The sequence below is a fragment of the Amycolatopsis sp. EV170708-02-1 genome, from assembly GCF_022479115.1.
Lineage (GTDB): Bacteria > Actinomycetota > Actinomycetes > Mycobacteriales > Pseudonocardiaceae > Amycolatopsis.
Genome location: NZ_CP092497.1, coordinates 2,531,420 through 2,557,865, shown reverse-complemented (window position 1 = coordinate 2,557,865; position 26,446 = coordinate 2,531,420). Strand labels below are relative to the sequence as shown.

At 69.9% G+C, this 26,446-nt stretch carries 22 protein-coding genes and 1 pseudogene; 11 read left to right on the top strand and 12 right to left on the bottom strand.

Annotation, left to right across the window (positions count from 1 at the left end; genetic code table 11):
* Positions 1-258: 258 nt before the first annotated feature.
* Positions 259-2,721 (top strand): annotated as a pseudogene (locus tag MJQ72_RS11695) (DEAD/DEAH box helicase).
* Between the two features lie 28 nt (positions 2,722-2,749).
* On the opposite strand, the gene MJQ72_RS11690 reads toward MJQ72_RS11695, so the two are convergent.
* The 8 genes from MJQ72_RS11690 to ssd all read right to left on the bottom strand — a co-directional run bounded on the left by MJQ72_RS11690 (position 2,750) and on the right by ssd (position 8,271).
* On the bottom strand, positions 2,750-3,376 hold the full coding sequence (locus tag MJQ72_RS11690; RefSeq protein ID WP_240599220.1) for a bifunctional DNA primase/polymerase: 627 nt from the start codon (positions 3,374-3,376) through the stop codon (positions 2,750-2,752).
* A gap of 417 nt (positions 3,377-3,793) precedes the next feature.
* Positions 3,794-4,234 (bottom strand): Rv3654c family TadE-like protein, encoded by a 441-nt coding sequence (locus MJQ72_RS11685; RefSeq protein ID WP_396426938.1) that lies wholly within the window; start codon positions 4,232-4,234, stop codon positions 3,794-3,796.
* Complete coding sequence (locus tag MJQ72_RS11680) at positions 4,231-4,569, bottom strand: TadE family type IV pilus minor pilin (RefSeq protein ID WP_240599219.1); 339 nt, start codon at positions 4,567-4,569, stop codon at positions 4,231-4,233. Before MJQ72_RS11680 ends, MJQ72_RS11685 begins: the two co-directional genes overlap by 4 nt.
* A complete protein-coding gene (locus MJQ72_RS11675) occupies positions 4,569-4,742 on the bottom strand; it encodes a DUF4244 domain-containing protein (protein ID WP_240599218.1) in 174 nt (57 codons plus the stop codon). The genes MJQ72_RS11680 and MJQ72_RS11675 overlap by 1 nt, the downstream gene beginning before the upstream one ends.
* Positions 4,743-4,758: 16 nt before the next feature.
* Positions 4,759-5,325, bottom strand: coding sequence for a type II secretion system F family protein (locus MJQ72_RS11670; RefSeq protein ID WP_240599217.1), 567 nt, complete (start codon positions 5,323-5,325; stop codon positions 4,759-4,761).
* Positions 5,319-6,062, bottom strand: coding sequence for a type II secretion system F family protein (locus MJQ72_RS11665; RefSeq protein ID WP_240599216.1), 744 nt, complete (start codon positions 6,060-6,062; stop codon positions 5,319-5,321). Before MJQ72_RS11665 ends, MJQ72_RS11670 begins: the two co-directional genes overlap by 7 nt.
* The gene (locus MJQ72_RS11660; protein WP_240599215.1) at positions 6,059-7,201 is read right to left on the bottom strand and encodes a TadA family conjugal transfer-associated ATPase; all 1,143 of its coding nucleotides are present in this window, start codon (positions 7,199-7,201) and stop codon (positions 6,059-6,061) included. The genes MJQ72_RS11665 and MJQ72_RS11660 overlap by 4 nt, the downstream gene beginning before the upstream one ends.
* A complete protein-coding gene (gene ssd / locus MJQ72_RS11655) occupies positions 7,198-8,271 on the bottom strand; it encodes a septum site-determining protein Ssd (RefSeq protein ID WP_240599214.1) in 1,074 nt (357 codons plus the stop codon). Before ssd ends, MJQ72_RS11660 begins: the two co-directional genes overlap by 4 nt.
* Positions 8,272-8,834: 563 nt before the next feature.
* On the opposite strand from ssd, the gene MJQ72_RS11650 reads away from it, so the two are divergent.
* The 7 genes from MJQ72_RS11650 to MJQ72_RS11620 all read left to right on the top strand — a co-directional run bounded on the left by MJQ72_RS11650 (position 8,835) and on the right by MJQ72_RS11620 (position 18,310).
* Entirely contained in the window at positions 8,835-9,632 is a 798-nt protein-coding gene (locus MJQ72_RS11650) for an HAD family phosphatase (RefSeq protein WP_016337846.1), read from the top strand.
* A 576-nt stretch (positions 9,633-10,208) separates the two neighbouring features.
* A complete protein-coding gene (locus MJQ72_RS11645; protein ID WP_240599213.1) occupies positions 10,209-12,014 on the top strand; it encodes a glycoside hydrolase family 3 protein in 1,806 nt (601 codons plus the stop codon).
* Positions 12,011-13,279 carry an exo-beta-N-acetylmuramidase NamZ domain-containing protein gene (locus MJQ72_RS11640; protein ID WP_240599212.1) on the top strand — a complete coding sequence of 423 codons (1,269 nt, stop codon included), beginning with the start codon at positions 12,011-12,013 and terminating at the stop codon, positions 13,277-13,279. Before MJQ72_RS11645 ends, MJQ72_RS11640 begins: the two co-directional genes overlap by 4 nt.
* Before the next feature lie 11 nt (positions 13,280-13,290).
* On the top strand, positions 13,291-15,066 hold the full coding sequence (locus MJQ72_RS11635) for a serine hydrolase (RefSeq protein ID WP_240599211.1): 1,776 nt from the start codon (positions 13,291-13,293) through the stop codon (positions 15,064-15,066).
* A 210-nt stretch (positions 15,067-15,276) separates the two neighbouring features.
* Positions 15,277-16,275 (top strand): MurR/RpiR family transcriptional regulator, encoded by a 999-nt coding sequence (locus tag MJQ72_RS11630; protein WP_370323676.1) that lies wholly within the window; start codon positions 15,277-15,279, stop codon positions 16,273-16,275.
* Between the two features lie 17 nt (positions 16,276-16,292).
* On the top strand, positions 16,293-17,222 hold the full coding sequence (locus MJQ72_RS11625) for an N-acetylmuramic acid 6-phosphate etherase (RefSeq protein ID WP_240599210.1): 930 nt from the start codon (positions 16,293-16,295) through the stop codon (positions 17,220-17,222).
* Between the two features lie 56 nt (positions 17,223-17,278).
* Complete coding sequence (locus tag MJQ72_RS11620) at positions 17,279-18,310, top strand: HoxN/HupN/NixA family nickel/cobalt transporter (RefSeq protein ID WP_396426937.1); 1,032 nt, start codon at positions 17,279-17,281, stop codon at positions 18,308-18,310.
* Between the two features lie 140 nt (positions 18,311-18,450).
* Here MJQ72_RS11620 and MJQ72_RS11615 read toward each other — a convergent pair whose 3' ends face one another.
* Positions 18,451-19,620 (bottom strand): MFS transporter, encoded by a 1,170-nt coding sequence (locus MJQ72_RS11615; RefSeq protein ID WP_240599208.1) that lies wholly within the window; start codon positions 19,618-19,620, stop codon positions 18,451-18,453.
* Positions 19,621-19,672: 52 nt separating this feature from the next.
* On the opposite strand from MJQ72_RS11615, the gene MJQ72_RS11610 reads away from it, so the two are divergent.
* Entirely contained in the window at positions 19,673-19,978 is a 306-nt protein-coding gene (locus tag MJQ72_RS11610; protein ID WP_240599207.1) for a helix-turn-helix transcriptional regulator, read from the top strand.
* Here MJQ72_RS11610 and MJQ72_RS11605 read toward each other — a convergent pair.
* Positions 19,955-20,809: a PHB depolymerase family esterase gene (locus MJQ72_RS11605; RefSeq protein WP_240599206.1), complete on the bottom strand. Its 855-nt coding sequence runs from the start codon at positions 20,807-20,809 to the stop codon at positions 19,955-19,957. The two genes, MJQ72_RS11610 and MJQ72_RS11605, sit on opposite strands and share 24 nt — an antisense overlap.
* 118 nt (positions 20,810-20,927) lie before the next feature.
* Between MJQ72_RS11605 and MJQ72_RS11600 the strand changes: the two genes are divergently transcribed.
* Together MJQ72_RS11600 and MJQ72_RS11595 are read left to right on the top strand one after the other, a co-directional pair.
* Positions 20,928-22,199, top strand: a complete 1,272-nt coding sequence (locus tag MJQ72_RS11600; protein WP_240599205.1) for a tannase/feruloyl esterase family alpha/beta hydrolase — start codon at positions 20,928-20,930, stop codon at positions 22,197-22,199.
* Between the two features lie 4 nt (positions 22,200-22,203).
* Positions 22,204-22,788: a nitroreductase family protein gene (locus MJQ72_RS11595; protein WP_240599204.1), complete on the top strand. Its 585-nt coding sequence runs from the start codon at positions 22,204-22,206 to the stop codon at positions 22,786-22,788.
* Here MJQ72_RS11595 and MJQ72_RS11590 read toward each other — a convergent pair.
* Both MJQ72_RS11590 and MJQ72_RS11585 read right to left on the bottom strand, forming a co-directional pair.
* Positions 22,766-24,601, bottom strand: coding sequence for a GAF domain-containing protein (locus MJQ72_RS11590; RefSeq protein WP_240599203.1), 1,836 nt, complete (start codon positions 24,599-24,601; stop codon positions 22,766-22,768). The genes MJQ72_RS11595 and MJQ72_RS11590 overlap by 23 nt on opposite strands.
* Positions 24,598-26,010: an MFS transporter gene (locus MJQ72_RS11585; protein ID WP_396426984.1), complete on the bottom strand. Its 1,413-nt coding sequence runs from the start codon at positions 26,008-26,010 to the stop codon at positions 24,598-24,600. The genes MJQ72_RS11590 and MJQ72_RS11585 overlap by 4 nt, the downstream gene beginning before the upstream one ends.
* Between the last annotated feature and the right edge of the window lie 436 nt (positions 26,011-26,446).

Genomic DNA, 26,446 nt, shown 5'->3' with positions numbered 1-26,446 from the left:
CGACGTTGGCATGGGGAACTGAACCGAACGTCACGCTAGTCGCACTGCAAGGCACGTCTCACATGACGCTCGCCACAGTCGGTGTGGATTGCGGGAGTGTATTGGTAGTGGGATGGCGGACGGCAAGGCGTCCCCGCCACCGCACGTTCCGTTACCTTGTGAGGCTGGTCACTGTATCGATCATCGACGGCCGCTTCCAGTGCCCGATCCGCTCGGCGGCGGCCCGTTTCTGTCGGTGCGCTGTGCGAAGCTCGGAAGGTGGACGGCACGGTGCGACCCGGCAAAGGGCGGCGGCTTCTCGACCGCGCGACGGCGGGGATCCCGGCTTCGCTGTACCCGGTCACCCATGTGGCCGAGCTGCCCGCCCGTGCGGCGGATTCGGTGGACTGGCCGGAGTGGGCGGCGGCCCCGGTCGTCGAGGCGCTGCGAGCGAACGGCGTCAAGGCGCCGTGGCGGCATCAGGCGGAAGCCGCGTCGCTCGCCCGCGCGGGCGAGCACGTCGTGATCTCCACCGGTACCGCGTCGGGTAAGTCGCTCGCGTACCAGCTGCCGGTGCTTTCGGCGCTGGTCGAGGACGAGCGGGCGTCGGCGCTGTACCTGTCGCCGACCAAGGCGCTCGGCGCCGACCAGTTGCGCGCGGTGTCCTCTTTGGACATCAAGAAGGCACGGGCGGCGTCGTTCGACGGCGACACCCCGCTGGAGGAGCGGGACTGGGTCCGCGCGCACGCGAACTGGGTGTTCACGAACCCGGACATGCTGCACCGCGGGATCCTCTCGTCGCACGCGCGCTGGTCCCGGTTCTTCCGGCGGCTCGCGTTCGTCGTCGTCGACGAGTGCCACAGCTATCGCGGGGTCTTCGGCTCCCACGTGGCGCTCCTGCTGCGCAGGCTGCGGAGGGTCGCGGCGTACTACGGCGCTTCGCCGGTCTTCGTCCTCGCGTCCGCGACAACGGCGGACCCGGCGGCGTTCGCGTCGAAACTCACCGGACAGGACTGTGTCCCGGTCACCGAAGACGGTTCACCCCGCGGCGCCCGCACGGTCGCGTTGTGGGAGCCGCCGCTGCTGTCGGAACTCTCGGGCGAGAACGGGGCACCCGTGCGGCGCTCGGCGGGGCCGAGGCTTCCCGCATCCTCGCCGAACTGGTCATCGAAGGCGCTCGCTCGCTGGCGTTCGTCCGGTCGCGGCGAGGCGCGGAGCTGACCGCGCTCGGCGCCCGGCGCATTCTGTCCGAAGTGGACGGTTCGCTGGCGGAATCCGTGGCCGCGTATCGCTCGGGCTACCTGCCGGAGGAGCGGCGCGCCCTCGAAGCGGCGTTGCTGTCCGGGCGGCTGCTCGGCGTCGCGACGACGAACGCGCTCGAACTCGGCGTCGACATCGCGGGGCTGGACGCGGTGGTGCTGGCCGGATACCCCGGCACGCTCGCCTCGTTCTGGCAGCAGGCGGGCCGGGCCGGGCGCGCGGGAGACGCGGCTCTGGTCGTGTTCGTGGCCAGGGACGATCCGCTGGACACCTATCTCGTGCACCATCCGGCCGCGATCCTGGACCGGCCGGTGGAAGCCGCCGTCCTCGACCCGTCGAATCCGTATGTCCTCGGCCCGCAGCTGGCGTGCGCCATCGCCGAACTCCCGTTGACCGAGCCGGAGGTCGCGGCCTTCGGCGGCGACTCGGCGCGTGCCGTGCTCGCCGATCTGGTCGCGGAGAAGATCGTCCGGCGCCGGACGAGCGGCTGGTACTGGACCTCGCGCGACCGGCCGCACGCCGAGGTCGGCATCCGCGGTTCCGGCGGCGAGCAGATCGCCGTGGTGGAGGCCGATTCGGGCCGCATGCTCGGCACCGTCGACCCGGGTTCCGCCTGTTACGCGGTGCATCCCGGCGCGGTGTACCTGCACCAGGGTTCGTCCTATGTGGTCGACGAACTGGATTTGGAGACCGGGCTCGCGCTGGTGCACGCGGAAGATCCGGACTGGACCACGTCGCCGCGCGAGATCGTCGACATCAGTGTGCTGCGCACCGAGGAGACCAGCGTGCACGGCGGGGTCACGGTGAACCTCGGCGAGGTGTCGGTCAGTTCGCAAGTGGTCGGCTACTTGCGGAGGCGTCCTTCCGGTGAGGTGCTGGACCAGACTCCGCTGGATCTGCCGGAGCAGAGCCTGCACACCCGCGCCGTCTGGTACACGATCTCGGCGGAGCTGCTCGGTGTGTCCGATGGCGTGGCGGGGACCGGGGGCCATCGGGCGGGGACCGAAGTTCTGGAGCCGGTGGGGACCGGAGGCTCCAGGGTGGGGACCAAGGAACTTGGCGGAGCACCGGGGACGAGCGCCGAGTTGGATCCGGCGCGCGTCCCCGGTGCCCTGCATGCCGCCGAGCACGCGGCGATCGGCCTGCTACCGCTGTTCGCTACGTGCGACCGCTGGGACATTGGCGGGGTGTCGACCGCGTGGCACGAAGACACCGGGGAGGCGACGGTGTTCGTGCACGATGGCCATCCCGGGGGTGCGGGATTCGCCGACCGCGGATTTGCCGCGATTGTCCCTTGGCTGGCCGCAACGCGGGAGGCGATCGTTTCCTGCGAGTGCCCGGCCGGCTGCCCGTCCTGCGTCCAGTCGCCGAAGTGCGGGAACGGCAACGATCCGCTGGACAAGGCGGGGCGGTGGCCGTTCTGGACACCGTGCTCGGGCTTTGCGTCAGCACGGGTCCGTGTCCGGCCACTCGGTGGTTTGAATGGCTGTGGCTTGAAGTTGTGGGTTGATCAGGCGGCGGTGCTCAGGGTCGCCACGGGGGCGACGGTCCGGTCACCGGCCAGCGCACGGACGAGCACGTCGTGCACCTCCGTGGCCTCGGGCAGCTGCCAGCCCCAGACCTCGGGCTTGACCCGCCAGTGCACGACACCGTGCTGGAACGGCGACGGGGGCAGCGGGATGTAACCGTTCGCGCCGTGCCACTGGATCGAGGCCTGGTCGGCCAGTTCCCGCGGGATGCTCGTGGCGACGGTGGTCAGGAACAGCCAGCGGCCGTTCGGCATCGCGACGATCGGGGCGGGGTGTCCGGTGGCGCGCAGCAGGCGGGCGGCGGCCTTGCCGAGCTCGTCGTCGACCTCGATGGCGTCGAGCACGGTGCCGGTGGCCACGAGCAGGCTGTGGGTGTCGTCGCCGAACCAGGTGGCGACCTCGTGCGGGTGGGTCTCGAGCAGTTCACGCCAGTTGTCCTGCGCCGGGACGGGACGGCGCCAGGTGAGGTCGTCGCCGTCCGCGGTGATCGCGGCGGGCTCCGCACCCGGGAGCACCGGCCAGCCACGCCACGCGAGGCCGATCGCCTCCGCCCGCATCTCGATGCGGAAGGCGCCCCGCCAGCTGTCCGGCCAATTCGCGTCCAACATTCCGTCCCTGCCTCAGGTCAACTCTGTCCTGTGTCGGTTCTGCTCCGCGCTACCCGGCGACCTTCTCGAGGTGGCGCACATCTCAATAAACGGCAAGTTGCACATCGGGAGAAGACCTCACGCGACAACCGGCGGTTACTTAGCGATGAACGCGCGGTAGCCCGACCGGACGGACCGAACGCCAGACGTCCGATTAACGGGCGTGCACGACCGGTCCGGGGCCGTTCGTCGCAGCCGACCTGGGCTTCCGCCCGGCGTGACGGCGCTCACGGTGAGCGGCGGACGGCCGTTCGGCGGCGAGCTGATCATGGCTTCGACCGCTCGCCGTGCGTCAACGACCGCTGCTCGCGCCGAGCGGTTACTCACGCGTACTACCGGCCGGTCACCACTGGACGACCGTTCGTCGTGCGACGCCCGTCACGGTGACCGGTCGACCGGCCCCGCCCGGGCCCGTGCCTCCGCCCGTCCGGTGACCGCCGGCCGTCCAGACGGCTCCGATCGCACCTCGACCAGGGCATCGCCGCGCTCCCACCGGCAGGTGAGCAGCGTGACCGACATCCGGGCGGCGACCTCACGGGCCCGCTCGCAGGCCGCGCCGGGCCCCGCCGTCGCGTGTGAGGCGGCCGCGAGCGCAGCCAGATCGGCGGCGGCCTCCGCTCGGTGCCGGGCCGTGACGACGGCGCCGATCCAGAAGACGAACGCCGCCGCGCACACCAGGACCGCGACCATCGAGGCGGTCCAGACGGTCGCGACACCACGGTCGTCCTCGGTGTCCGCAGGTGGACCCGCAGCCGCGACCGACTCCGGCAGGGCGCCACCGCGACAGCGGGGCCCTTCGGCCGACAGGCTCTCGGTCACGGCCCGGCCCCCGGCTCGGCGACGGCGAAGGCACGGGAGTGCAGCCGGATACCCGGCAGGAGCCCGGCCACCGGTTCGGCCTCGACGCCGACGGTGATCGTGTCGCCTTCACGGGCGACGTCCAGCCGAGCGCCGGACGGCGCGATCTCCCGGACCGCCTGTTCGGCTCGGGCGGGCTGCCCACGGGCGAGGAGCCTCGCCGCCTCGCGGGCCGCGTCGGTGCAGCGGAGCTGGTCGGAGGCGACGCCGATCCCGGCGAACAACAGGGCCGAGAGGAAGGTCAGCGCGCCGATGCCGAGCGCGGCCTCCACCGTGACGGAGCCACGGTCGGCCATCAGAACTTCACCGACAAGGCCCGCTCGATGAGCGCGGTGAGCCCGGCACGGACTGCTTCGCTGTCGATGACCAAGTAGAGGACGGCCCCCAGCGCGGCGGCGGCCAGGGTGGCGATGGCGTACTCGACCGTCGCCATGCCGTCGTCTTCACGGAAGGTGGGGAGCTTGTACATGGGGAGCGCCTTTCGATCAGAGGAAGTCGAGACGACCGGCGAGGCCGAGCACGACGGGCAGGACGCCGAGGCAGAGGAACGCGGGGAGAAAGCAGAGGCCGATCGGTGCCGCCAGCAGCACGCCGGCCCGTTCGGCTCGTTCCTCGGCTTCGGCGGAGAGCGACTCGCGCAGTCTTCGCGCGAGGTCTTTCGCGTGGGTGGCGAGCGCGGTGCCCGCCCTCGCCGTGCGGACGGCGGCGACGGACAGTTCGGTCAGGCCGGGCCGGTCGCGGACCGGGGCCCACGCTTCCGCCGGTCCGATGCCCACGGCGAGATGCGACGCCACCGAGCGCAGTGCCGCCGCGGTCTTCGGTGAAGCCGTCGGTGCGACGGCTTCGAGCGCGACGGGTACCGGAAGCCCGCCGTCCAGGCAGGCGGCCAGCAGGTCGAGGGTGGCCGCGGACCGGAGTAGTTCGGAAACACCTTTGTCGCGGGACGTTCTCCCCTTCGACCGGAGCCACCTAGGCCGCTCCGTGGCACGGATGACGCGCGGCCAGCAGAAGACGGCACCGCCCAGCAGGATCAGCGCCGCTCCGGTCAGCATGGGGCCACCCGGCCGGTGAGAGCCCGGCACCAGGCCGTGCCCGCCCAGATCAGCCCGCTGCCCACGACGAGCGACAGTTGCCCGGCGCCCGTCCCGGTGAGGACGTGGAGCGGACCCGCCCCCATCGCCTCGCCGAGCCCCAAGCACATCAGCGGGAGCGCCGCGAGCACGGCGGCGCTCGCCCTGGGGCCCGCCATCTTGGCTTTGAGACGACGGCGGAAGCCGATCTCCGCCTCGGCGTCCCGTCGCGCGGCATCGAGTACCTCGGCCATCGGCAGCCCGAACCGGTTCGCGAGCGCCCACGCGTTCGCCAGCGCCGGTGGCGCGTTCTGATCGGCGGCGGTGTCGCCACCGAATCGGGCGGCCGCGACGAGCCCGCGCAGCCGGCCGGACGCCGCGGGCACCGCCTCCGCGGTGGCCTCGGCCGCGGCGACCGGATGGGCGCCCGCGCGGAGTTCGCCGATCATGGTCCGAAGCACGGACCCGGTGAGTTCCGCTTCGGCCAGCGCCGTCTTCTCCCGTGCCCGCCACCGGTACTCCTGGCGGACGGTCAAGGTGAAGACCAGCGTCGCCACCGCCCAGCCGATTCCGAGGAAGGCCAAAGCGAGCGACGCGGGGAGCGGCCACCAGCCCACCCGGACGGTGCGAGGCAGCCGCCAGGCGATCGGAGTGCGCGCCATCGGCTTCGGCCAGCAGGCGAGACCCGCACCCCAGGAGAGAAGGAACCACGGGTTCATGCCGCCATCTCCTCGAACGGCGTCTCGTCGCCGATCCAGGCGCCCTTGCTCCAGACGGGAACGACCTTGGCCTCGCCTCGAAAGGACCGGAGGACACCGACCTCGTCCAGCCGCCGGATGCCGCTCGGCAGGCGGCGCATGTGCAGGACCACCCGCACCGCCGCGGTCAGCTGGCTGTGCAGCGCGTCCCGTTTCAATCCGCCGAGCGCGGCCAGCGCCTCCAGCCGCGCGGGGACGTCCTCGGGTGAATTGGCGTGCACGGTGCAGCCGCCGCCCTCGTGCCCGGTGTTCATGGCGTTGAGCAACGCGATGACCTCGCCACCGCGTACTTCGCCCACGACCAGCCGGTCCGGGCGCATGCGCAACGCCTGCCGCACCAGCTCGCTCAGCCCGACCTCGCCCGCGCCCTCGACGTTGGCCGGGCGGGTGAGCAGGCTGACGAACTGCGGATGGTCCGGTTGCAGTTCTCCGGCGTCCTCGACGCACACGATGCGTTCGGCCGGGGGCACCGCGCCGAGCAACGCGGAGAGCAGGGTCGTCTTGCCCGCCCCTGTCCCGCCGGAGACCAGGAACGCGAGCCGCCGCCGGATGATCGAGCCGAGCAACTCCGCCCCGCTGGGGCCGAACACTCCGCGCAACCGGAGTTCGGCGAGATCATGGGTGGCGGGCCGGAGAACGCGGAGCGAGAGGGCGGTCCCGGCCGGCGCGATCGGCGGGAGGACCGCGTGCATCCGGACCCGGCCTTGCGGCCCCACTCCCGGAAGCCAGCAGTCGGCGAAGGGTTGAGCGTCGTCGAGGCGCCGCCCGCCCGCCAGGGCGAGCCGCTGAGCCAGCCTGCGGACGGCTTCCTCGTCGGCGAACCGAACGTCCGTCAGGCGGATGCCTTCACCGGTATCGGTCCAGACCTCGTCGGGTGCCGTGACGAGAACGTCGGTGACACCGGGTTTGTCGAGCAGTGGTGCCAGCGGACCGGCTCCGACGAACTCGTCACGGGCCAGCCGGACCGCGCCGAGGACGGCCTCCTGACCGAGCGCGCCACCGGCTTCGGCGCGGACCGCCCGCGCGACGCTCACCGGATCCGCCGGGGCGGCCGATCCGGCCAGGCGCCGCCGTACCCGCTCGACCAGATCGTCGGTCATCGCGAGGCACCGGCCAGCTGTCCGCGCGCGGCGGCGAGGACTTCGGTGGCGGCGGTGGCCAGATGCCCGCGATGCCTCAGGACGAACTCACCGCGGTCGAGAGCCGCCGCGAGGGAGCGCTCGCGGCCCATCGAGGTGATGAGCGGAACGCCGACGGCGTCGGCGATCTCCTGCGGGATCAGCCCGGCGGGCGACGGCCCCCGTACCGCGACACCGATCCGGTTCGCGTGGGGCTCGATCCTGGCGAGGACCTGTTTCGCCGCCGCGCAGGCGCGGAGTTCGGCGGGGACGACGACCACGACCAGATCGGCCAGCCCGATCACGGTGGACGTCTCGGCGCCGAAATACCTCGGCAGATCGCAGACGACCGTCCGCCCCGCCCGGCGTCCGGCGCACAGCACGCCCTCGATCGCATCGGGCCCTGGCCCGCGGCCTTCCCTGCCATAGGACACAAAGGACAGTGAGCCGGTCGCGTACTTCTTTCGCGGCAGGGCTTCGCTCAAGGCGGCCATGGACACTCTGCCGCCGAGTTCGAGTTCCGGCCAGCGCGGCCCGCGATCGCGTTCGGCGGCGAGGAGGACGTCGACCCCGCCGCCGAGCGGATCGCAGTCGACGAGCAGCCCGCCGGTGCCGGACTTCTCCGCCCGGTACGCGACGGCGGCCGCGAGCACGGAAGCCCCGGCCCCGCCTCGTCCGCCGATGATCCCGATGACGACTCCGTCGTCCCGTGCCGGCCCGTCGACGACGTCGGCGAATTCGCCGATGAGGTCGCTTTCCTCGTCCGGCAGCGAAAGGACCTTCTCCGAACCGGTGTTGACGGCCCGCTCCCACGTCACCGGCGTCGGCGCGCCCTTGCAGACGAGCAGGACCTTGTTCCGCCGCAGCAGCCGGTTCGGCGCGCTCGCGGCCTCCTCGTCGAGCACCACGAGCGGCGCACGGGCCCATCTCCCGCGGGCGGCGTCGAGATCGGGTGCTCGTTCGACCTCGCAACCCGCGGCCGCCGCCACGCGCAGGATCTCGTCGAGCAGGACGTCGTCTCCGGCGACGACGAGCGGATGTTCCGCGGTCATGACTCCCCCAGTGATTCGGTCGGACTCGGGTGACGACTTCCACGGTCGCGCCACTTCCCCACCGCGCACAACGCCATTCCGTCCCGCCTGTGGACAACCGGGGTGTTGTGGACAACTCCGCCTCGGGAAACCGGTTTCCCGCGATTTCTGTCGGTCCCCTCCGCTATGGGATGCGGAGCCCTGCTGGACACAGGAAACCCTTGAGAGAAAGGAAAGTTAACGAACTACGGGCGATTCGACCTTGCCCTGAATAGGTTTCCGCGGCCGACTAGGTCTGAACCATTGGCACGACGGGGAAATAGGAGGCGGCCCTCGCCAGGGGGGAGGGACGAGGGCCGCCTGGGGTTCAGCCCCGGGGGTCGGACTGAACCTGGGCCCGGTGCGACACCGGGCAATCTCACTGTAACTCCGATACCGGCCCGTTGCGGGCGGCGCCGGTACCCACAATTCGATAACGGCACGACGCGCCGGACCGGGTACGCGGTCGTGAATTTTCCACCGTCGTATCCCGATCGTGGTCGACCAACGGGCGCCCGGCCGCCCGGCTCTCCTATCCTTGGCGAGTGGACCGACCCAGCACGACGCCGAGCCAGGTCGCGGCGTTCTTCGATCTCGACAAGACGATCATCGCGTCATCGAGCGCCCTGGCCTTCAGTAAGCCGCTTTTGCGCGAAGGCCTGATCAACCGCCGAGCCGCCCTTCGCAGTGCGTACGCCCAGCTCGTCTTCTCCCTCGCGGGCGCGGACGCGGCGAAGACCGAGCGGATGCGTGCCGAGGTTTCCGCGCTGTGCACCGGATGGGACGTCGCGCAGGTGTCCGCGATCGTCCGCGAAACACTGCACGACGTCGTCGATCCGCTCGTGTACGCGGAGGCCGCGGAACTGATCTCGTCCCATCGCGCGGACGGACACGACGTCGTGGTCCTGTCGGCGACGGGCGAGGAGGTCGTCGCGCCGGTCGCCGAAATGCTCGGCGCGACGCGCAGCGTGGCCACACGGATGCAGATCGTGGACGGCCGCTACTCGGGCGAAGTCGATTTCTATTGCTACGGCGAGAACAAGGCCGTCGCCGCGAAGCAGCTCGCGGCGACGTACGGCTACGACCTCACCCAGTGCCACGCGTACACCGACTCGAGCACCGACATCCCGCTCCTCGAGGTCGTCGGACGGCCGCACGCGGTCAACCCCGACCGCGTCCTGCGCAAGCACGCGACGGAACAGGGCTGGGAGATCCTCGCCTTCGAGCATCCGATGTCGCTGCGGACCCGGATCCCGGCGCGGTCCGCCGGCCTGGTGGCGCTCGGCGCCTTCGCGGCGGGGGCGACCTGGTACGGCTACAACCGCCGCAAACGCACTCGCTGAGCGCACACCCACACGGCGGTACCCAGCCGGTTTTCGCAGTCAGAGCCGCGAATTGTCCGTCGCGGAGGGTGCCCGTGTCACTAGATCGAGCCTCTGTACCGGTGCACCCGTCTGCGCACTTGAAGTGACCCGGCTCACGGCGTAGAAAGTAGGTGCGGACGTTCGGTCGGCCAGGGAACAGGTAGAAGAGAAGCCTGTTCCACCCCGGCGAATCTCCGTGTGCGGACACCGGGTACCCACGCGCAGCGCGCCGCGGGAGGCTCGTCGTCTAGGGACTGCGTACCGGGACGCCGGACGCCGAGTCCATGAAGGTACGACCAGAGTTGCACGCTTGGTCGCCCGAGTGGTCCGCACTGACTGGCGGCGCCCGCCGGCTTCTAGCCGACGGGCGCCGCCAGTGTTTTGCCCACGTTTTCAAGCGTGACAGGCCCCTTCGCGTCCCTTTGTGTATGAACGGACCGTTCGTGCGGGTGGCCGATGGACAAGCAAAGTGCTCGTGGGTAGCTTCCGGATATCAGTGCTTCCAGGTGGACTTCTTTCCATCTGAGAGTCAGGCACGAATCTGGGAGGCTTGAGGTGACGACCCGAATCGCGCACGCCCGTCATCGGAGGATCCATGCGCTCGCCCTGCCCCTCGCGGGCCTGCTCGCCCTGGGTGTCGCAGGTGTTCCGGCGACCGCGCAGCCGGTGACGGCCGACGCGGAGGCGCAGCGGACGCTGCGCGGGTTGACCCTGGAGCAGAAGGTCGGGCAGCTCTTCGTCACGTGGGTGAACGGGAAATCGGCCGACGAGGTCAACGCCAAGAACAAGGCCGACTTCGGCGTGGACACCCCCGCGCAGGTGATCGAGAAGTACCACCTGGGCGGCGTCATCTACTTCAACAACGACAGCCGCGACAACTTCGACGACCCGGTGCAGGTCGCCAAGCTGTCGAACGGCCTCCAGCGCGCCGCCCTCCGCAGCGGCGCCCGCATCCCGCTGCAGATCGCGACCGACCAGGAAGGCGGCACGGTCACCCGGATGGGTGCCCCCGCCACGGAGCTTCCGAACGCGATGGCGATCTCGGCCGGTCGTGACACCAAGGCCGCGCAGGACGCCGCCCGGATCCTCGGGCACGAGCTGCGCGCCGTCGGCATCAACCAGGATTTCGCCCCCGACGCCGACGTGAACTCGAACCCGGCGAACCCGGTGATCGGCGTCCGTTCCTTCTCCGGCCGCCCGGAGCTGGCGAGCCAGTTCGTCGAAGCCCAGGTCAGGGGCTTCCAGAACTCCGGGCGGCGCTCCGAGACGGTGTCCGCCGCCGCGAAGCACTTCCCCGGCCACGGCGACGCGGCCACCGACAGTCACCACGAACTGCCCCGGATCGACCGGAGCGAGGCCAGCTGGCGCGAGACCGACGTGCCGCCGTTCAAGGCCGCCATCAAGGCGGGCATCGACTCGATCATGAGCGCGCACATCCAGTTCCCCAGCCTCGACCCGTCGGGCGAGCCCGCCACGCTGTCAAAGCCGATCCTCACCGGCAAGCTGCGCGAAGAGCTCGGATACCGCGGCGTCGTCGTCACCGACTCCCTCTCGATGGACGCGGTGCGCGAGATGCACACCGACGCGGAAATCCCGGTGCTGGCCCTGAAGGCGGGCATCGACCAGCTGCTCATGCCGGTGAACCTCGAACTCGCGATCAACTCGGTGCTCGACGCCGTCCGCAAGGGCGAGCTGACCGAGCGGCGCATCGACGAGAGCGTCCTGCGGGTACTGAAGCTCAAACTGAACCGCGGCATCCTGACCTCGCCGTTCGTCGACCCGGCGAAGGTGATGTCGAAGGTCGGTGTCCCGGCCAACCTCGCGACCGCGCAGGGCATCGCCGACCGGTCGGTCACCGCGATCCGCAACGACGGCGGCGTCCTTCCGCTCAAGCAGCAGCCCGCGAAGACGCTCGTGACCGGCTGGGGCGTGAGCACGACGGCGTCGCTGGCCGCGAAGCTCACCGCGCACGGCACGCAGGCGACCGCGGTGCAGACCGGGCAGACGCCGACCGACGCGCAGATCTCGCAGGCCGTCGCGGCGGCGAAGAACGTCGACCTCGTCGTCGTGCTGACCAACAACGTGGGCACGTATCCGTTGCAGGGCAAGCTGTTGCAGGCGCTGGCCGACACCGGGAAGCCCGTCGTCGCGGTCGCCGCCCAGATCCCCTACGACGCCGGCTACGAGAACCCGATCAAGACATGGCTCGCCACGTACGGCTACATCACGCCTTCGCTCGAAGCGCTGGCGAAGGTGATCCTCGGGAAGGTGACGCCGCAGGGCAAGCTGCCGGTGGACGTCCCCGCGGGCAAGGACGTGGGCACGGTGAAGTACCCCTTCGGCCACGGGCTGACCTGGTGAACCTCAACCGCCGCCACTTCCTCGCCACCGGCGCGCTCGCGGTCCCCGCGCTGACGGCCGGGTCCTCTGTCGCGGGGGCCCAGCCGGAAAGTGGTAGCAAAGGTCCCCCGCTCACCCGCACCGGCGCGGACGTGCTCGCCGCCAAGGGCTGGGCGCCGCTGTCCGGCCGCAAGCTCGGCGTGCTGTCGAATCCGACGGGTGTCCTGGCGAGCGGCGACCACATCGTCGACTCGATGGTCGCCGCCGGCGTCCGGCCGCTCGCCGCGTTCGGGCCGGAGCACGGTTTCCGCGGCAGCGCGCAGGCAGGCGGTTCCGAGGGCGACTACACCGATCCGCGCACCGGCGTGCCCGTCTACGACGCGTACGGCGCCGACGCGACGAAGCTCGCCGGGATGTTCACGAAGGCGGGCGTCGACACCGTCGTCTTCGACATCGCCGACGTCGGCGCACGGTTCTACACCTACATCTGGTCGCTGTACACGGCGATGGTCGCGGCGGCGAAGGTCGGCGCGGCGGTCGTCGTGCTGGACCGGCCGAATCCGCTGGGCGGCAAGGCCGCCGGGCCGATGCTGAACCCGGCGTTCGCCTCGGGGGTCGGCCGGAAGCCGATCGTGCAGCAGCACGGCATGACCGTCGGCGAGCTCGCGCGGTTCTTCGCGGCCGAGTTCCTGCCCGCCGAGGGGGTCACGCCGGGCAAGCTCGAAATCGTCGAAGTGCGGGACTGGCGCCGCGATCAGCTCTTCGCCCGCACCGGGCTGACCTGGGTCCCGCCGAGCCCGAACATGCCGACGCCGGACACCGCGCTCGTCTATCCCGGCACCGGGATGTTCGAGGGCACCGTCTTCTCCGAAGGCCGGGGCACCACGAGGCCGTTCGAGATCATCGGCGCGCCGGGCCTCGACTGGCGCTGGCGCGAGAAGCTCGGCGAGCTACGGCTTCCCGGGGTGAAGTTCCGTGAGGCGTACTTCGTGCCGACGTTCGGCAAGTTCGTCAACGAGCCCTGCGGCGGCGTGCAGGTGACCATCACGGACCCGCGGGCGTTCGACGCCATCCGCACCGCGGTCACCATGTTCGTCACCGCGAAACAGGTGCACCCGGACAAGTTCAAGTGGCGCCCCGACAACTTCCTCGACAAGCTCTCCGGCTCCGACAGGCTGCGCACGATGATCGACAAGGGCGCCGGAGCGGACGAGATCGTCGGGTCCTGGCAGGCCGAACTGGCCGAGTTCGACCGGAAACGCCGCCGCCATCTCATCTACCGCTGAGAGGAACGACCTTGCGTGTTAGGAAGATCCTGATCGCGGCCGTCTCCGTACTGGTCGCGGCGACCACGCTGTCGACGGCGGGAGCACAGGCGATTCCGGGTACCGGACAACAGGGAGACGGCGCGGCCGGCCGGTTCGACAAGCCGCGCGGCGGCTTCGCGCCCGCGTCCACCGTGCTGCGCGACGGCGCGCCCTCCGACGTCGGCCTCGACCCGGAGCCGATCAAGGCGGCCGAGCGGTTCATCGAGAGCTGGACGAAACCGGACGTCACCGGGCATCCGCATTTCTCCGGAGCGGTCGGCCTGCTCGCGCACGACGGCGTGATCGTCGAGCGCCAGGCCGTCGGCGGCGCGGTCCGCTACGCCGACGCCAAGGGCACGGAACTGCCGCCCGAGCAGCAGGTGCCGATGCGCGCGGACACCATCTTCGACATGGCCTCGATCTCGAAGCTGTTCACCTCCATCGCGGTGATGCAGCTGGCCGAGGCGGGCAAGCTGGACATCTCGGCGCCGGTGGTGCGGTACCTGCCGGAATTCGGCGTGAACGGCAAGGAGGCCGTCACCGTCCAGCAGCTGCTCACCCACGTCTCCGGCTTCGCCGCGACACCGCTCCCGTCGCTGTGGGAGGGCTACCCGGACATCCCGTCCCGCCGGAAGGCCGTCCTCGACAGCCCGCTGAAGAACGCGCCGGGCAGCACGTACCTCTACTCCGACATCAATCTGCTGACGCTCGGTTTCCTGGTCGAGAAGGTGGCCGGCGCGCCGCTGGACAAGGTGGTCCAGGATCGCATCGCCGCCCCGCTGGGGCTGGCCGACACCGGGTACAACCCGCTGGCGTCGAAACTCGCCAGGGTCGCGGCGACCGAGTACGCCGCGAAGCCTCCTCGGGGGCTCGTACGCGGCGAAGTGCACGACGAGAACGCCTGGTCCTTGGGCGGCGTCGCCGGGCACGCGGGCGTGTTCTCCACGGCCCCCGACATGGCGGTGCTGGCGCAGACGATCCTCAACGGCGGCGCGTACCGCGGCCACCGGATCCTGCGTGAGGAGACCGTGCGAGCGATGCTGACGAACTACAACCACAAGTTCCCCGACAACGCGCACGGGCTCGGCTTCGAACTCGACCAGCCTTGGTACATGGGCGCGCTGTCGGCGCCCTCGACGGCCGGGCACACCGGCTTCACCGGGACCTCGCTGGTGATCGATCCGCTGTCGCGGTCGTTCGCGATCCTGCTCACCAACCGCGTGCACCCGACGCGGAGCTGGGGCTCGATCAACCTCGCCAGGGAGACGTGGGCGAGTTCGCTCGCGAAGGCGATGGCCGTCCGCCCGGCGCGCGGCCGCGACGCGTGGTTCAGCGGCGCCGGGGACGTCTCCACGGCCACGCTCACGACTCCGCCGTTACAGACGCGCGGTGGGCCGCTGAAGGTCTCTTTCGACACCTTCGTGGACACCGAAGGGCCCTCGGATTCGCTGTTCCTGGAAATAAGTACCGACGGCGGAGCCACCTGGAAATCGATTACCCTGCGTGCGTCCGGACCAGGTGCTCCCGCCGGGGAGCAGACCGGGCTCGGCGGGCACGGACATCGCGCTTGGTGGCGGGCCGCCGCCGAGGTGTCGCAAAGCTCACAAATCACCCTCCGCTGGCGTTACACGACCGATGCCCGTTACACCGGACGGGGAATTTCCTTGGACGGTGTGAAAGTCACTGAACGCGGCCGCATACTGCTGGACAGTGAGCATAATCCCCCTACTTTCGTCGCTACCGGCTGGAAGTTGAGCACTAGGTAGCCAATCGGCTCCGATGTGCTGACCGGACCGCCCCGTTGACCGGGACACAGCCCCTTGCGTCGCGACACTAAGTTGCCAAGTCGTTAGCTCGACCTCGTTAACGGCCTCGACCTGGTTAGCGACTTTCTGGTCAACGATTAATCGCAAATCGAATCCGCAGACACGGATAGGTTGCGATCTTCCCGAAGGGTGTGGGTAGCCTTGTCGCAGATGCCAACGGTTAGTAACTTTCCCACGGTGGGCGATACCGAATCCGTAATCGCGGCCGCACCGTCCGAGGCCGTGCCGGCGCAGCCGACACGGGACGCTGACGCGAGCCCGCTCGTCCGGATTCGCTCCCTCCTGCCCGGGCTCGCCCGGGCCGAGCAGCGCGTCGCGAAGGTCGTCCTCGACGACCCCGCGCAGGTCGCGCGGCGCAGCATCACCGAGGTCGCGCTCGCGGCGAACACCAGCGAAACCACCGTCACGCGGTTCTGCAAGGCGGTCGGCGTCGGCGGATATCCGCAGCTCAGGATCGCTCTGGCGGCCGACACCGCCCGGTCCGAGGCACGGTCGACCCGCAATCTCGGCGGCGAGATCGGGCCGGAGGACGACCTGGCCGCGGTGATCGGCAAGGTCAGCTTCGCGGACGCGCGCGCCGTGGAGGAGACAGCCGACCAGCTCGACGTCCCGTCGCTACAGCGCGTGATCGACATCGTGGCCGGAGCGGGCCGCGTGGACGTCTACGGCGTGGGTGCGAGCGCGTTCGTCGCCGCGGATCTGCAGCAGAAGCTGCACCGCATCGGCCGGGTCAGCTTCGCCTGGTCGGACACGCACATCATGCTCACCTCGGCCGCCGTGCTGAGCCCCGGCGACGTCGCGATCGGCATCTCCCACACGGGCGCGACCACGGACACCGTCGAGGCGCTGCGGGTGGCCCGTGAGCACGGCGCGATCACCGTCGCCGTGACGAACTTCCCGCGTTCACCGATCACCGAGGTCGCCGATCACGTGCTGACCACGGCCGCGCGGGAGACGACGTTCCGCTCGGGTGCGACCGCCAGTCGCATCGCGCAGCTGACCGTCATCGACTGCCTGTTCATCGGTGTCGCGCAGCGGCACATGGACGCGTCGGTCAACGCGCTCGACGCGACCAGGGACGCGGTTGGCTCGCACCGTCTGGGCGTCCGGCCCGACGGCAGGCGGCGGCCGCGGGAAACCGGCAAATGAGCGAAAAAGTGAGGCGCATGATGACCGTCCCACGCCAGGTGGTGCACGTCGACTCGCCAACCGAACAGCGCAATCCACGGACGACCGACATCGACCTGATGTCGACCATGGGCATCCTCGGCGCGATCAACGCCGAGGACCGCCGGGTCCCCGAAGCCGTCGCCGCGGTGCTGCCGCAGGTGGCGCGGGCGGTCGACTTCGCCGTGGAAGCGCTGCGGTCGGGGCACCGAGTGCACTACTTCGGGGCCGGTACTTCCGGCAGGCTGGCGACGTTGGACGCGGCGGAGCTCGTGCCGACGTTCAACGTGCCCTCCGATTGGTTCATCGCGCATCACGCGGGCGGCGCGCGCGCTCTGCGCCAAGCCGTCGAAGACGCCGAGGACGACGCGAAGGCCGGAGCCGCCGAGGTGGCCGAGTCCGTCGCGCCGGGCGACTTCGTGCTCGGGCTGACGGCTTCCGGCCGGACGCCCTACGTGCTCGGCGCGCTGGCCGCGGCCAGCCGTCTCGGTGCCCGTACCGCGCTGGTCTCGGGCAATCCGGCAGCGGTGACGCCGCCGGGGGTCGACGTCCTCATCGCGGTGGACACCGGCCCCGAGGCGATCGCCGGATCGACGCGGATGAAGGCGGGCACGGCGCAGAAGATCATCCTCACGGCGTTCTCCACCGCGACGATGATCAAACTCGGCCGTACGTATTCGAACCTGATGGTGAGCATGCGGGCGACCAACGCGAAGCTGCGCGGGCGGACCATCCGGATCCTGCGCGAGGCCACCGGGATGAGCATGGCGGACTGTTCCGACGCGCTCACCGAGGCCGAAGGCGACCTCAAGGTCGCGCTGGTCCATCTGCTGTCCGGCGAAGACGTCGCGAGTGCGGCGAAGGCGCTGACGGCCAGCGATGGCCACGTACGAAAGGCTCTCGACTCCCTGAGGGTGCGCGCGAGCTGAACACCGGCGGACAGACCCGTTCATCCCGACGCTTCGCGCTCACGCGACGCGAACGGGTGTCCGTCGCCGGGATGGCCGGATTCATCCTGGCGCTCAACGTCATCGGCTGGGGGGTCCTGACGCTTTTCGTGGCGCCGCGCCAGTACGAGCTCGGCGCCACGGGCGTGTTCGGGGTCGGCCTCGGCGTCACGGCGTTCGTGCTCGGCATGCGGCACGCCTTCGACGCGGACCACATCGCCGCGATCGACAACACCACCCGCAAGCTGATGGCCGACGGGCAGCGGCCGCTTTCGGTCGGTTTCTGGTTCTCCCTCGGGCACTCGACGATCGTGTTCGTCCTGTGCCTGCTGTTGTCGCTCGGCGTGCGCGCGCTCGCCGGCGCCGTCGAGGACGATTCGTCGGCGCTGCACCAGGCGACCGGGCTGATCGGGACGTCCGTTTCGGCGGTGTTCCTGTACCTCATCGGGATCATGAACCTGGTGGTGCTGGTCGGCATCGTGAAGGTGTTCCGGCGTATGCGGCGGGGCGAGTTCGACGAAGCGGCGCTGGAACGGCAACTCGACAACCGCGGCTTCATGAACCGGCTGCTCCGCGGCGCCACCAAAGCGGTGCGCAAGCCTTGGCACATCTACCCGATCGGTGTGCTGTTCGGTCTCGGCTTCGACACCGCGACCGAGATCAGCCTGCTGGTGCTCGCCGGCGGCGCGGCGGCGTTCTCGCTGCCTTGGTACGCGATCCTGGTGCTGCCGATCCTGTTCGCCGCCGGGATGACGCTGTTCGACACCGCCGACGGCTGCTTCATGAACTACGCGTACGGCTGGGCGCTCGCGAAGCCGGTGCGGAAGATCTACTACAACCTCATCGTGACGGCGCTTTCCGTCGCGGTCGCCTTGCTCATCGGGACGATCGAGGTCGTCTCGATCATCACCGAGCGGTTCGGCATCACGACCGGGCCGCTCGCGGCGATCGGGTCGCTGAGCCTGGACTACGTGGGCTACGCGGTCGTCGCGCTCTTCGTGCTTACGTGGCTCTTCGCGCTCCTCGTGTGGCGATTCGCGCGTATCGAGCAGCGCTGGTCGGTCGAGTAGGCCTCTGACCTGCGAAAAGTGAGCAAGGGACCTTTGCTACCACTTGCGCCAGCCTGGGCAGCTCCCAGTGTCCAGCGGCCCAACGCGGTACTTAGCATGCCTACGCAATCGATAGCAAAGGTCCCTTGCTACCACTTCGGTCAGGCGGGCTCGGGCACCTTCGCGCGCGAAGTGACCGAAAGCGCAAACCCCAGCAGAGCGACGAAGGCGGCAACGGGACCGACCCACCAGACACCCGCCGACGACAGCACGACGCCACCCAGCGCGGCACCGAGGGCCCCGCCGCCGTAGATCGCGGAACCGTTGAGCCCCATGGCGACCGTCGGCGCGTCAGGCGCCAGCGAGAACAGCCGGTGCTGCTGCGGCACCATCAGCATGCCGCCGAAAACGCCCGAAGCCAGCGCGAGTACGAGCGAGCTGGGCAGGCTCAGCACGGCGACGTCCAGCAGCGCGAACGTCACGACCGTGCCGATCAGCGAGATCGACCGGACCCGTGAAGGCCCCAGCGAGTCCGTCGCCCGGCCCGCGAAAGCGTTGCCCGCGATCTGCCCGATCCCGAAACCGACCAGCAGCCACGAGATCGTCGCGCCCACCGCCACCGGCGCCACCAGCACCGGCAAGTACACGAAGGCCGCGAAGCCCGCAGCGGTGCCGAGAACGCTCACGCCGAGCACGCGCGCGATCGGCGGCCGCGCGACGACGGCGAGCCTGTCGCGCAACGACACCGTCGGCATCCGAACCCCGGGCAGCAGCGGCACGAGCAGCATGACGACCAGCGCCACCGCGCCGATCCCCCACATCACCGCGCGCCAGCCGAACCAGTTGCCCGCCACCACCCCGATCGGCACGCCGAGCACCATCGACACGCTCATCCCGTTGGAGACCGTGGCCAGCGCGCGGCCGCGGCGCTCGTCCGACGCCAGGGCACCGGCGAGCACATAGGCGTTGGACTGGAACGCGGCGGCGCCGAGGGCGGCCAGCACGCGTGCGACGGCGACCACGGCGAAGGATTCGCCGAGCGCCTGACCGGCCATGCCGATCGTGAACAGCACCATCCCAGCGCCGAGCACCCAGCGCCGGTCGAGCCGTCCGGTGAAAGCCGCGATGAGCGGCGAGGAAATCGCGTAGGTCACCGCGAAGACCGTGGTCAGCTGACCCGCGACCGCTTCGGAAACGCGCAGGTCGGCGGCGATGGCGGGCAGCAGCCCGTTCAGGACGAATCCGTCGGTGCCGACGGTGAACGTCCCGACGGCGAGTACCAGCAGAGCCCCCAGAGCGAGCCGATCATTTGATGATCGTCGAATCGTCATGGGAGGTATAGTGGCGGGACTATTCGATGACTGTCAAATAGTTTGGAGTGAAGTGAGCAGCACGCTGCCGCAGCCGTCGGTCGACGAGATCGAGATCGTGCCGGTGCTCCAGGCGCTCGCGGATCCCGTGCGCCTGGAGCTGATCCGCGCCCTGCGAAGCAACCCTTCGCCGCGAAGCTGCGCCATCACCGAGTACGACGTCGAGATCAGCGCGCCGACGCTCTCCCACCACTGGAAGGTGTTGCGCGAGGCCGGCCTCACGACGACGTTCGTCGAGGGCCGGACCCGCTGGGTCGAGCTACGCACCGAGGACGTCCACGCCCGCTTCCCCGGGCTACTGGACGCCGTCCTCGCTTAGCCGCCACTTCGCCGCGAGTTCCGCTGCGGCGCATACGCCGACGTCCAGCAGATACGGCCCCGCCTGCCCGCAGCCGGCTCCCGGCGCGATCGGCTGACCGTGCCCCATCCCGGTGACGGCGTGCGTGTCTACTGCCGCGCCGACGTCGGTCCACTGCTCGGAGAGCTCGCGCATGTTCATCGGAGCGACTGTGTAGTCCGCGGTCCCGTGCCAGACGCTGACCGGCGAACGCGACCCCGTGCCCGCGGCCCGCACCTTGTCGCCCCATTGCTTCGGGGTCAGATCCTTGCCGGGGTTCATGCAGGAGTACGCGTCGATCATCGTGGTCGCGCAACCATAAGGCAGCCCCGCGACGACACCACCGCCCGCGAACAGTTCCGGATACGCGGCCAGCATCACCGACGTCATCGCACCACCGGCCGACAAGCCGGTCACGTACGTCCGGCTCCCGGCCGAATACCGCGCCATCTGCGCGATCGATTCGGCTTCTCCGGACCCGCGCTTGATGTCGGCCGCCTGGAACCAGTTGAAGCATTTACTGAAGTTGTTCGCCGAGACCTGTTGCGGCAGAACGAGTTTGAACCGCAGCCTGTCCGCGAGCCCGACCCAGCCGGAGCCACGCGCGTATCCGGCGGCGTCCTGCGTGCAGCCGTGCAGCACGACCACCGCCGGACGTCCGGACGGCAGCCCGTCGGGAACGTATTCGAACATCTGCAAAGCACCGGGATTGCTCCCGAACCCGGTCACCGGACGGATCGTCGCCGCCTGTGCCGGAGTCGCGAAGAGAAGGACCAATGTCGAAACCACCGCGCCGATGAGGAGTTTTCGCATCACCTCAGGCTAAAACCGCCGATGCGCACTTCCCACGTGGGAGAACACCACAGCGACGGCCCGTTTTGTGTGGTCGCGCCGGGTACCCCCATCCGAGAACCGCGCTTACCGTCGGCCGATGCGGCTCTTCCTGGTCCTCGCGATGATGCTGGCACTGGCCACCCCCGCCCAGGCGGCGAGCGGTTGCGGGAACGTGCGCGTTCCCGGCGCCGCGGCCCAACGACTGTCCTGCTTGGACGATCTGACCACCACCGGCACCCTGGCCACCGGGCACACCGTCCAGTCCGACTGGGCCGGGCTCACCTCCGCCGGTTTCCCCGCCCCCAAGGGCGTTCCCGGTATCCAGATCGACGGCTACTTCCCGGATTCGTCGACATCCAACACGACACACGGCTGGAACCACGACGCGCAGTTCGTGCTGCGGCTGCCCGATCGCTGGAACGGCGGCCTCGTGGTTTCGGGGTCACCCGGGGTGCGGCGGCAGTACGCGAACGATCGCGCGATCGGCGACCAGGTCCTCGCCGCCGGCTACGCGTTCGCCGCCACAGACAAGGGCAACACGGGCGCCGACTTCCACGCCGACGGACGTCGCCCGGGCGACGCGCTCACCGAGTGGAACTCGCGGGTCACGCAGCTGACCATCGCGGCGAAGGCCGCCGTCGCGCACCGCTACGGACGCCTGCCGAGCCGCACCCTCGCGGCCGGGATGTCGAACGGCGGCTACCTCGTCCGCTGGCAGCTCGAGAACCGGCCGTGGCTCTATGACGGCGGAATCGACTGGGAGGGCACGCTTTGGCACGAAGACGGCCCGAACCTGTTCACCTTCCTGCCGCCCGCGATCAAGGCCTATCCCGCGTACGCCGCCGGTTCCGCGCAAGCCCACCAGGAAATCCTCGGCGCCGGTTTCGCGCCTGGCTCGGAATTCCTCTGGAAGTACCACAACGACGTCTACTGGGGCTTGACCCAGCGGATCTATCAGGCCGAATTCGACCCGTCGTTCGCCGGGACCGATTACGACTACGCCGCTCGCCCGCCGTCGGTGCACCGCGCGGTCGAACGGGTCTCGCTGACCGGCCGGATCGGCAAACCGCTGATCACCCTGCACGGAACCCTCGACACGCTCCTGCCGATCACCCGCGATTCCGACGTCTACCAGCGGATGATCGCCGAGCAGGGCCGCGCCGGGCTGCAGCGCTACTACCGGATCGTCGACGGCAACCACGTCGATGGCCTGTATGACGCATATCCGGACCGGCTGCGTCCGATCGGCCCGTGTTTCCGCACGGCTTTCAGCGCTCTCGAAGGCTGGCTCGACGGCGTCCGCCCGCCCGCTTCGGCGACGATCCCGCGTGCGAGCGGTGACCTGTCGGCCACCTGCGCACTAAGCTGATCCCATGGAATTCCAGGACGTCGTACGACGCCGTCGCATGGTCCGGAAGTTCACCGACGAGCCCGTCGCCGAGGCGAGCCTTCGGCGCATCCTGCGCAACGCGCTCAAAGGCCCCTCGGCCGGATTCTCACAGGGGCAGGGATTTCTCGTCCTCACCGGCGAAGAACTCGCGAAATTCTGGGAGTTCGGCGCGAGCTGGGCACCGGATACCGTGACCACGGCCCCGGTCGCGATCGTGCCGCTTTCGGTCAAGAACGCGTACCTCGACCGCTATGCCAAGCCGGACAAGGGTTTCGCCGATCGAGACGATTCGTGGTGGCGCGTGCCGTACTGGGACGTCGACACCGGGATGGCGACGATGCTGATCCTCCAGACGGCCGTCGACGAAGGTCTCGGCGCGGTGTTCTTCGGGCTCGCGCCGGAAAGCGTGGACCGGCTCCACGGCGAGTTCGGCGTGCCGGAGGATCACGACCCGATCGGCGTCGTGGCGCTCGGGCACGGCGCCGAATCCGGTCCGTCGCCCGGCTCCTCGCCGACCACGGTCGCCCGCCGAGAATTCGACGACGTCATCCGTTTCGGTCACTGGTGAGGCGGTGCAGCCTGAGCGCGAGCTGGAGTTCCAGCGCGCGCTCGGGCGCCTGCCACTGCTCGCCCAGCAGCGACGCGATGCGGTCCAGCCGTTGCACGACGGTGTTCACATGCACGTGGAGCAGGTCCTTCGCCCGCGTCAAGTTGCCGCCACAGGCGAAATACGCGCGGAGCGTGCCGATCAGATCCGTGCCGCGGCGTTCGTCGTAGTCGAGCACCGGGCCGATCGTTGCGGTCACGTACGCGCCGAGATCGGCGTGCTCGCCGAGGAGCAGCCCGACGAATCCGAGGTCGGCCATGCTCGCGCCTTCCCCCGCCCGGCCCAGCGCGAGGAGTGAAGCGACACAACGTGCGGCTTCGGCGTGCGCCACGGCCAGCTCCGTCGGTGACGCCGCCGGGCCCGCCGCGCCCACCGTCACCGGGCAGTCCATTGTGGACGCCAGTTCGGCGGCCACGGAACGCGCCAGCGCGCCGGGATCCGCGCCACGAACCAGAAGGACCACCTCGTCGGCGTGCACCCCGACCAGATCCGCGTGCCGCGAAGCCGCCGCGGCCAGCCGTCGCCGGGAGACGTCGTCGGAATGCGCGATCAGCACCGCGTGCGATGTCGACAAATCGACTCCCAGGCGGCGACCGCGTGCCAGCAGCGCGGCCGGATTACGGCCGGGCGCGGTGAGCAGATCCGACAGCAGCTCGCCGCGCACCTCGTCCTCGGCGCGCGCGACGGACCGCCGTTGCATCAGCAGCACGGCGGTGACCACGCCCGCCCGCTCGAACAGCCGCCGGTCGGCCTCGCCGAGCGACGGCCCGCCGCCGAGCACCAGACTGCCGAGGAATTCCTGCCCCGCCTGGACCGCGCACAGCCAACCGTCCTCAGTGGACACCGCACGCCCGCTCGTCCTGGACGCGGAAACCGCGGTACGCGAAAGACTCAGCTCACCGTCGGTCCGGGCGAGGACGGCGCCGTCCGCGTCGTAGACCGCGATAGCGCCGCCGAGCACGTCCGCGACCGCGGCGGCGACCTCGGCCAGGTCACCGCCGCGCAGCACGAGATCCATCAGCCGGTCGTGCGCGTCCTCGGCCCGGCGCATCGCGTCGTTGTGCGCGCTGATCGTCGCGTTGGCGGCGTTCAGCTCGGCGACCGCTCGGCGCGTCTCGTCGAGCAGATGCGCGTTGTCGAGCGCGATCGCCGCGTGGTCGGCCAGCGAAGACAGCAACGCGACCTCGTCGGGCGAGAACTCCCGTGTGGTCCGGTCCGAGGCGAACAGGACCCCGATGACCTTGCTGCCGATCGCCAGCGGCACCCCGAGGATCGCGGTCAGCCCCTCGTCGAGTACCCCGGTGTCGATCGACGAGGTGTGGCGGAACCGCTTGTCGTTGAAGTAATCCGCCGTCGCGTACGGCCGCGCGGTCTGGGCGACCAGCCCGCCGAGCCCCTCGCCCATCCCGAGCACGATGTCCTGGAACAACGCGGAAACCGAGCCGTCGGTGACCCGGACGTAGGTCTTGCCTTCGGTCTCGTCGTTGAGGCTGAGATACGAGACGTCCACGCCGAGCAGCGCCCGCGCCCGCCGCACGATCGACCGGAGGACGGCGTCCGGATCGTCCAGCCGCGCGAGGTCGCTGGCCGTGTCGAACAACGCCGCCAGCTCCGCCTCGCGCCGCCGGTGCTCGGCGACGGTGTCCCGGATCCGCAGCGCCAGCTCGGTGGCCTTCGGGTCGACAGGAACGTGCGCCAGCTGCTCGCTGCCCGCCCCGGAGGCGAGCAGTTCGAGCAGCCGGCGCAACTGCGGGGAACTGTCCACAACGGTCATGCTGACACGTGACCGCGCTCCGTGAGTACCTCGGTGTGCAGGGACTCGCCCTTGGTCTCACGGGCGGCGAGCAGCGCGATCACGGTCAGCGCGCACATCGCGACCACGTAGAGCGAGACCGGGACCGTGCTGCCGAACTCCTTGAACAGCGCCACCGCGATGAGCGGCGCCACCGCACCGGCCGCGATCGAGGACAGCTGCCCGCCGACCGAAAGGCCCGTGTAGCGCACCCGTGTCGGGAACTGCTCGGAGAAGAACGCGGCCTGCGGGCCGTACATCGCGCCGTGCAGCACCAGACCGATGGTCGCCGCGAGAATGATGATGGCGGAATTCTTCGTGTCGAGCATCGCGAAGAACACGAAACTCCACACCGCCATGCCGATCGCGCCGAACAGATAGACCGGGCGTCGGCCGATCCGGTCGGAAAGCTTGCCCCACAAGGGAATCGTCACGAAATGCACGGCGGAGCCGATGAGCACCGCGTTGAGCCCCGCCGATTTCGGCAGGCTCAGCCCGGTGGTGACATAGACGAGGATGAACGCGGTGATCACGTAGTACGAGACGTTCTCCGCCATCCGCGAACCGATCGTGATCAGCACCGCGCGCCAGCTCTTGCGGAACACCTCGACGACCGGCGCGTGTTCGGTTGCGCCGTTGTTCTGAGCCGCGAGACTGTGTTTTCTTGCCAAAAGAAAGGCCGGCGATTCGCTGACCGCGAGCCGGATCCACAGCCCGATCACCACGAGCACCCCGGACAGCAGGAACGGGATCCGCCAGCCCCAGCCGAGGAAGGCCTCGTCGGACTGCGTCGCGGCGAGGATCGCCAGCACCGCCGTCGCGAGCAGGTTCCCGCCGGGAGCCCCGCATTGCGGCCACGACGCCCAGAACCCGCGCCGCTTGTCGTCGCCGTGTTCGGAGACGATCAGCACCGCGCCGCCCCATTCACCGCCGAGCGCGAAACCCTGCACGAGCCGCAGCAGTGTCAGCAGGATCGGCGCCAGGACACCGACGGAGGCGTACGTCGGGAGGATGCCCATCGCGCAGGTCGAACCGCCCATCAGCAGCAGGCTCAGCACCAGCAGCTTCTTCCGGCCGACGCGGTCGCCGAAATGCCCGAACACCAGCCCGCCGATCGGCCGCGCGAGGAAACCGACGGCGTAGGTGAGGAACGCGAGCAGCGTGCCGGTCAGCGGATCGTTGGAGGGGAAGAACAATTTGCCGAACACCAGCGCCGCGGCGGAGGTGTAGAGGAAGAAGTCGTACAACTTGATGCCTGGTGGATGCCACCTCGGTGCCTGGGGGGCTAAAGGTGCTCTGACCTGCCTCTTTCGGACCGGTTGTGTCCCGCTGTGTCCGGCCGTGTCCTGTCGTCTGACGGCCTGTAGACGGCCTGGCGGGCAGGCGGTCATGCCCGGGTTCGAGCTGGGTGTTAGCAACCTGATCATGTGGGAAAGCAGGAAACGATAGCCCCGCTTCAGAACAAGAGGCGGGGCTATCGCTGTGTCCTGGCCCAATGCCGGTCCCTGTTCTGCCCCCGTCCCCCTCGTCCCTGCTGCCTCTAGCGCCGGTTCGGTCGTGTCAAGGCACGCTTTCCCGCCTTGATGCGGGCGGGCCGGTGTTAGACGCTGAAAGGCGAGGGAGCCCCGGTGACCACTCCACGTCAGTCGGGTGGGTCGGGTGACCTGGCCGTGTTGCTCCTGGGTCTCCGTCGTCGTTGGTGGCGCGCTGCGGGTGCTGCCCTGCGGCGGGCTCGCCCGGCGGCGCCTGCCGGAGCGGAGCGGGAGGCCGGCGTCGCCTCCTGGGCGTAGCCCGCCGGACGGGTGGTGACCCGCGCGCCGCCAACGG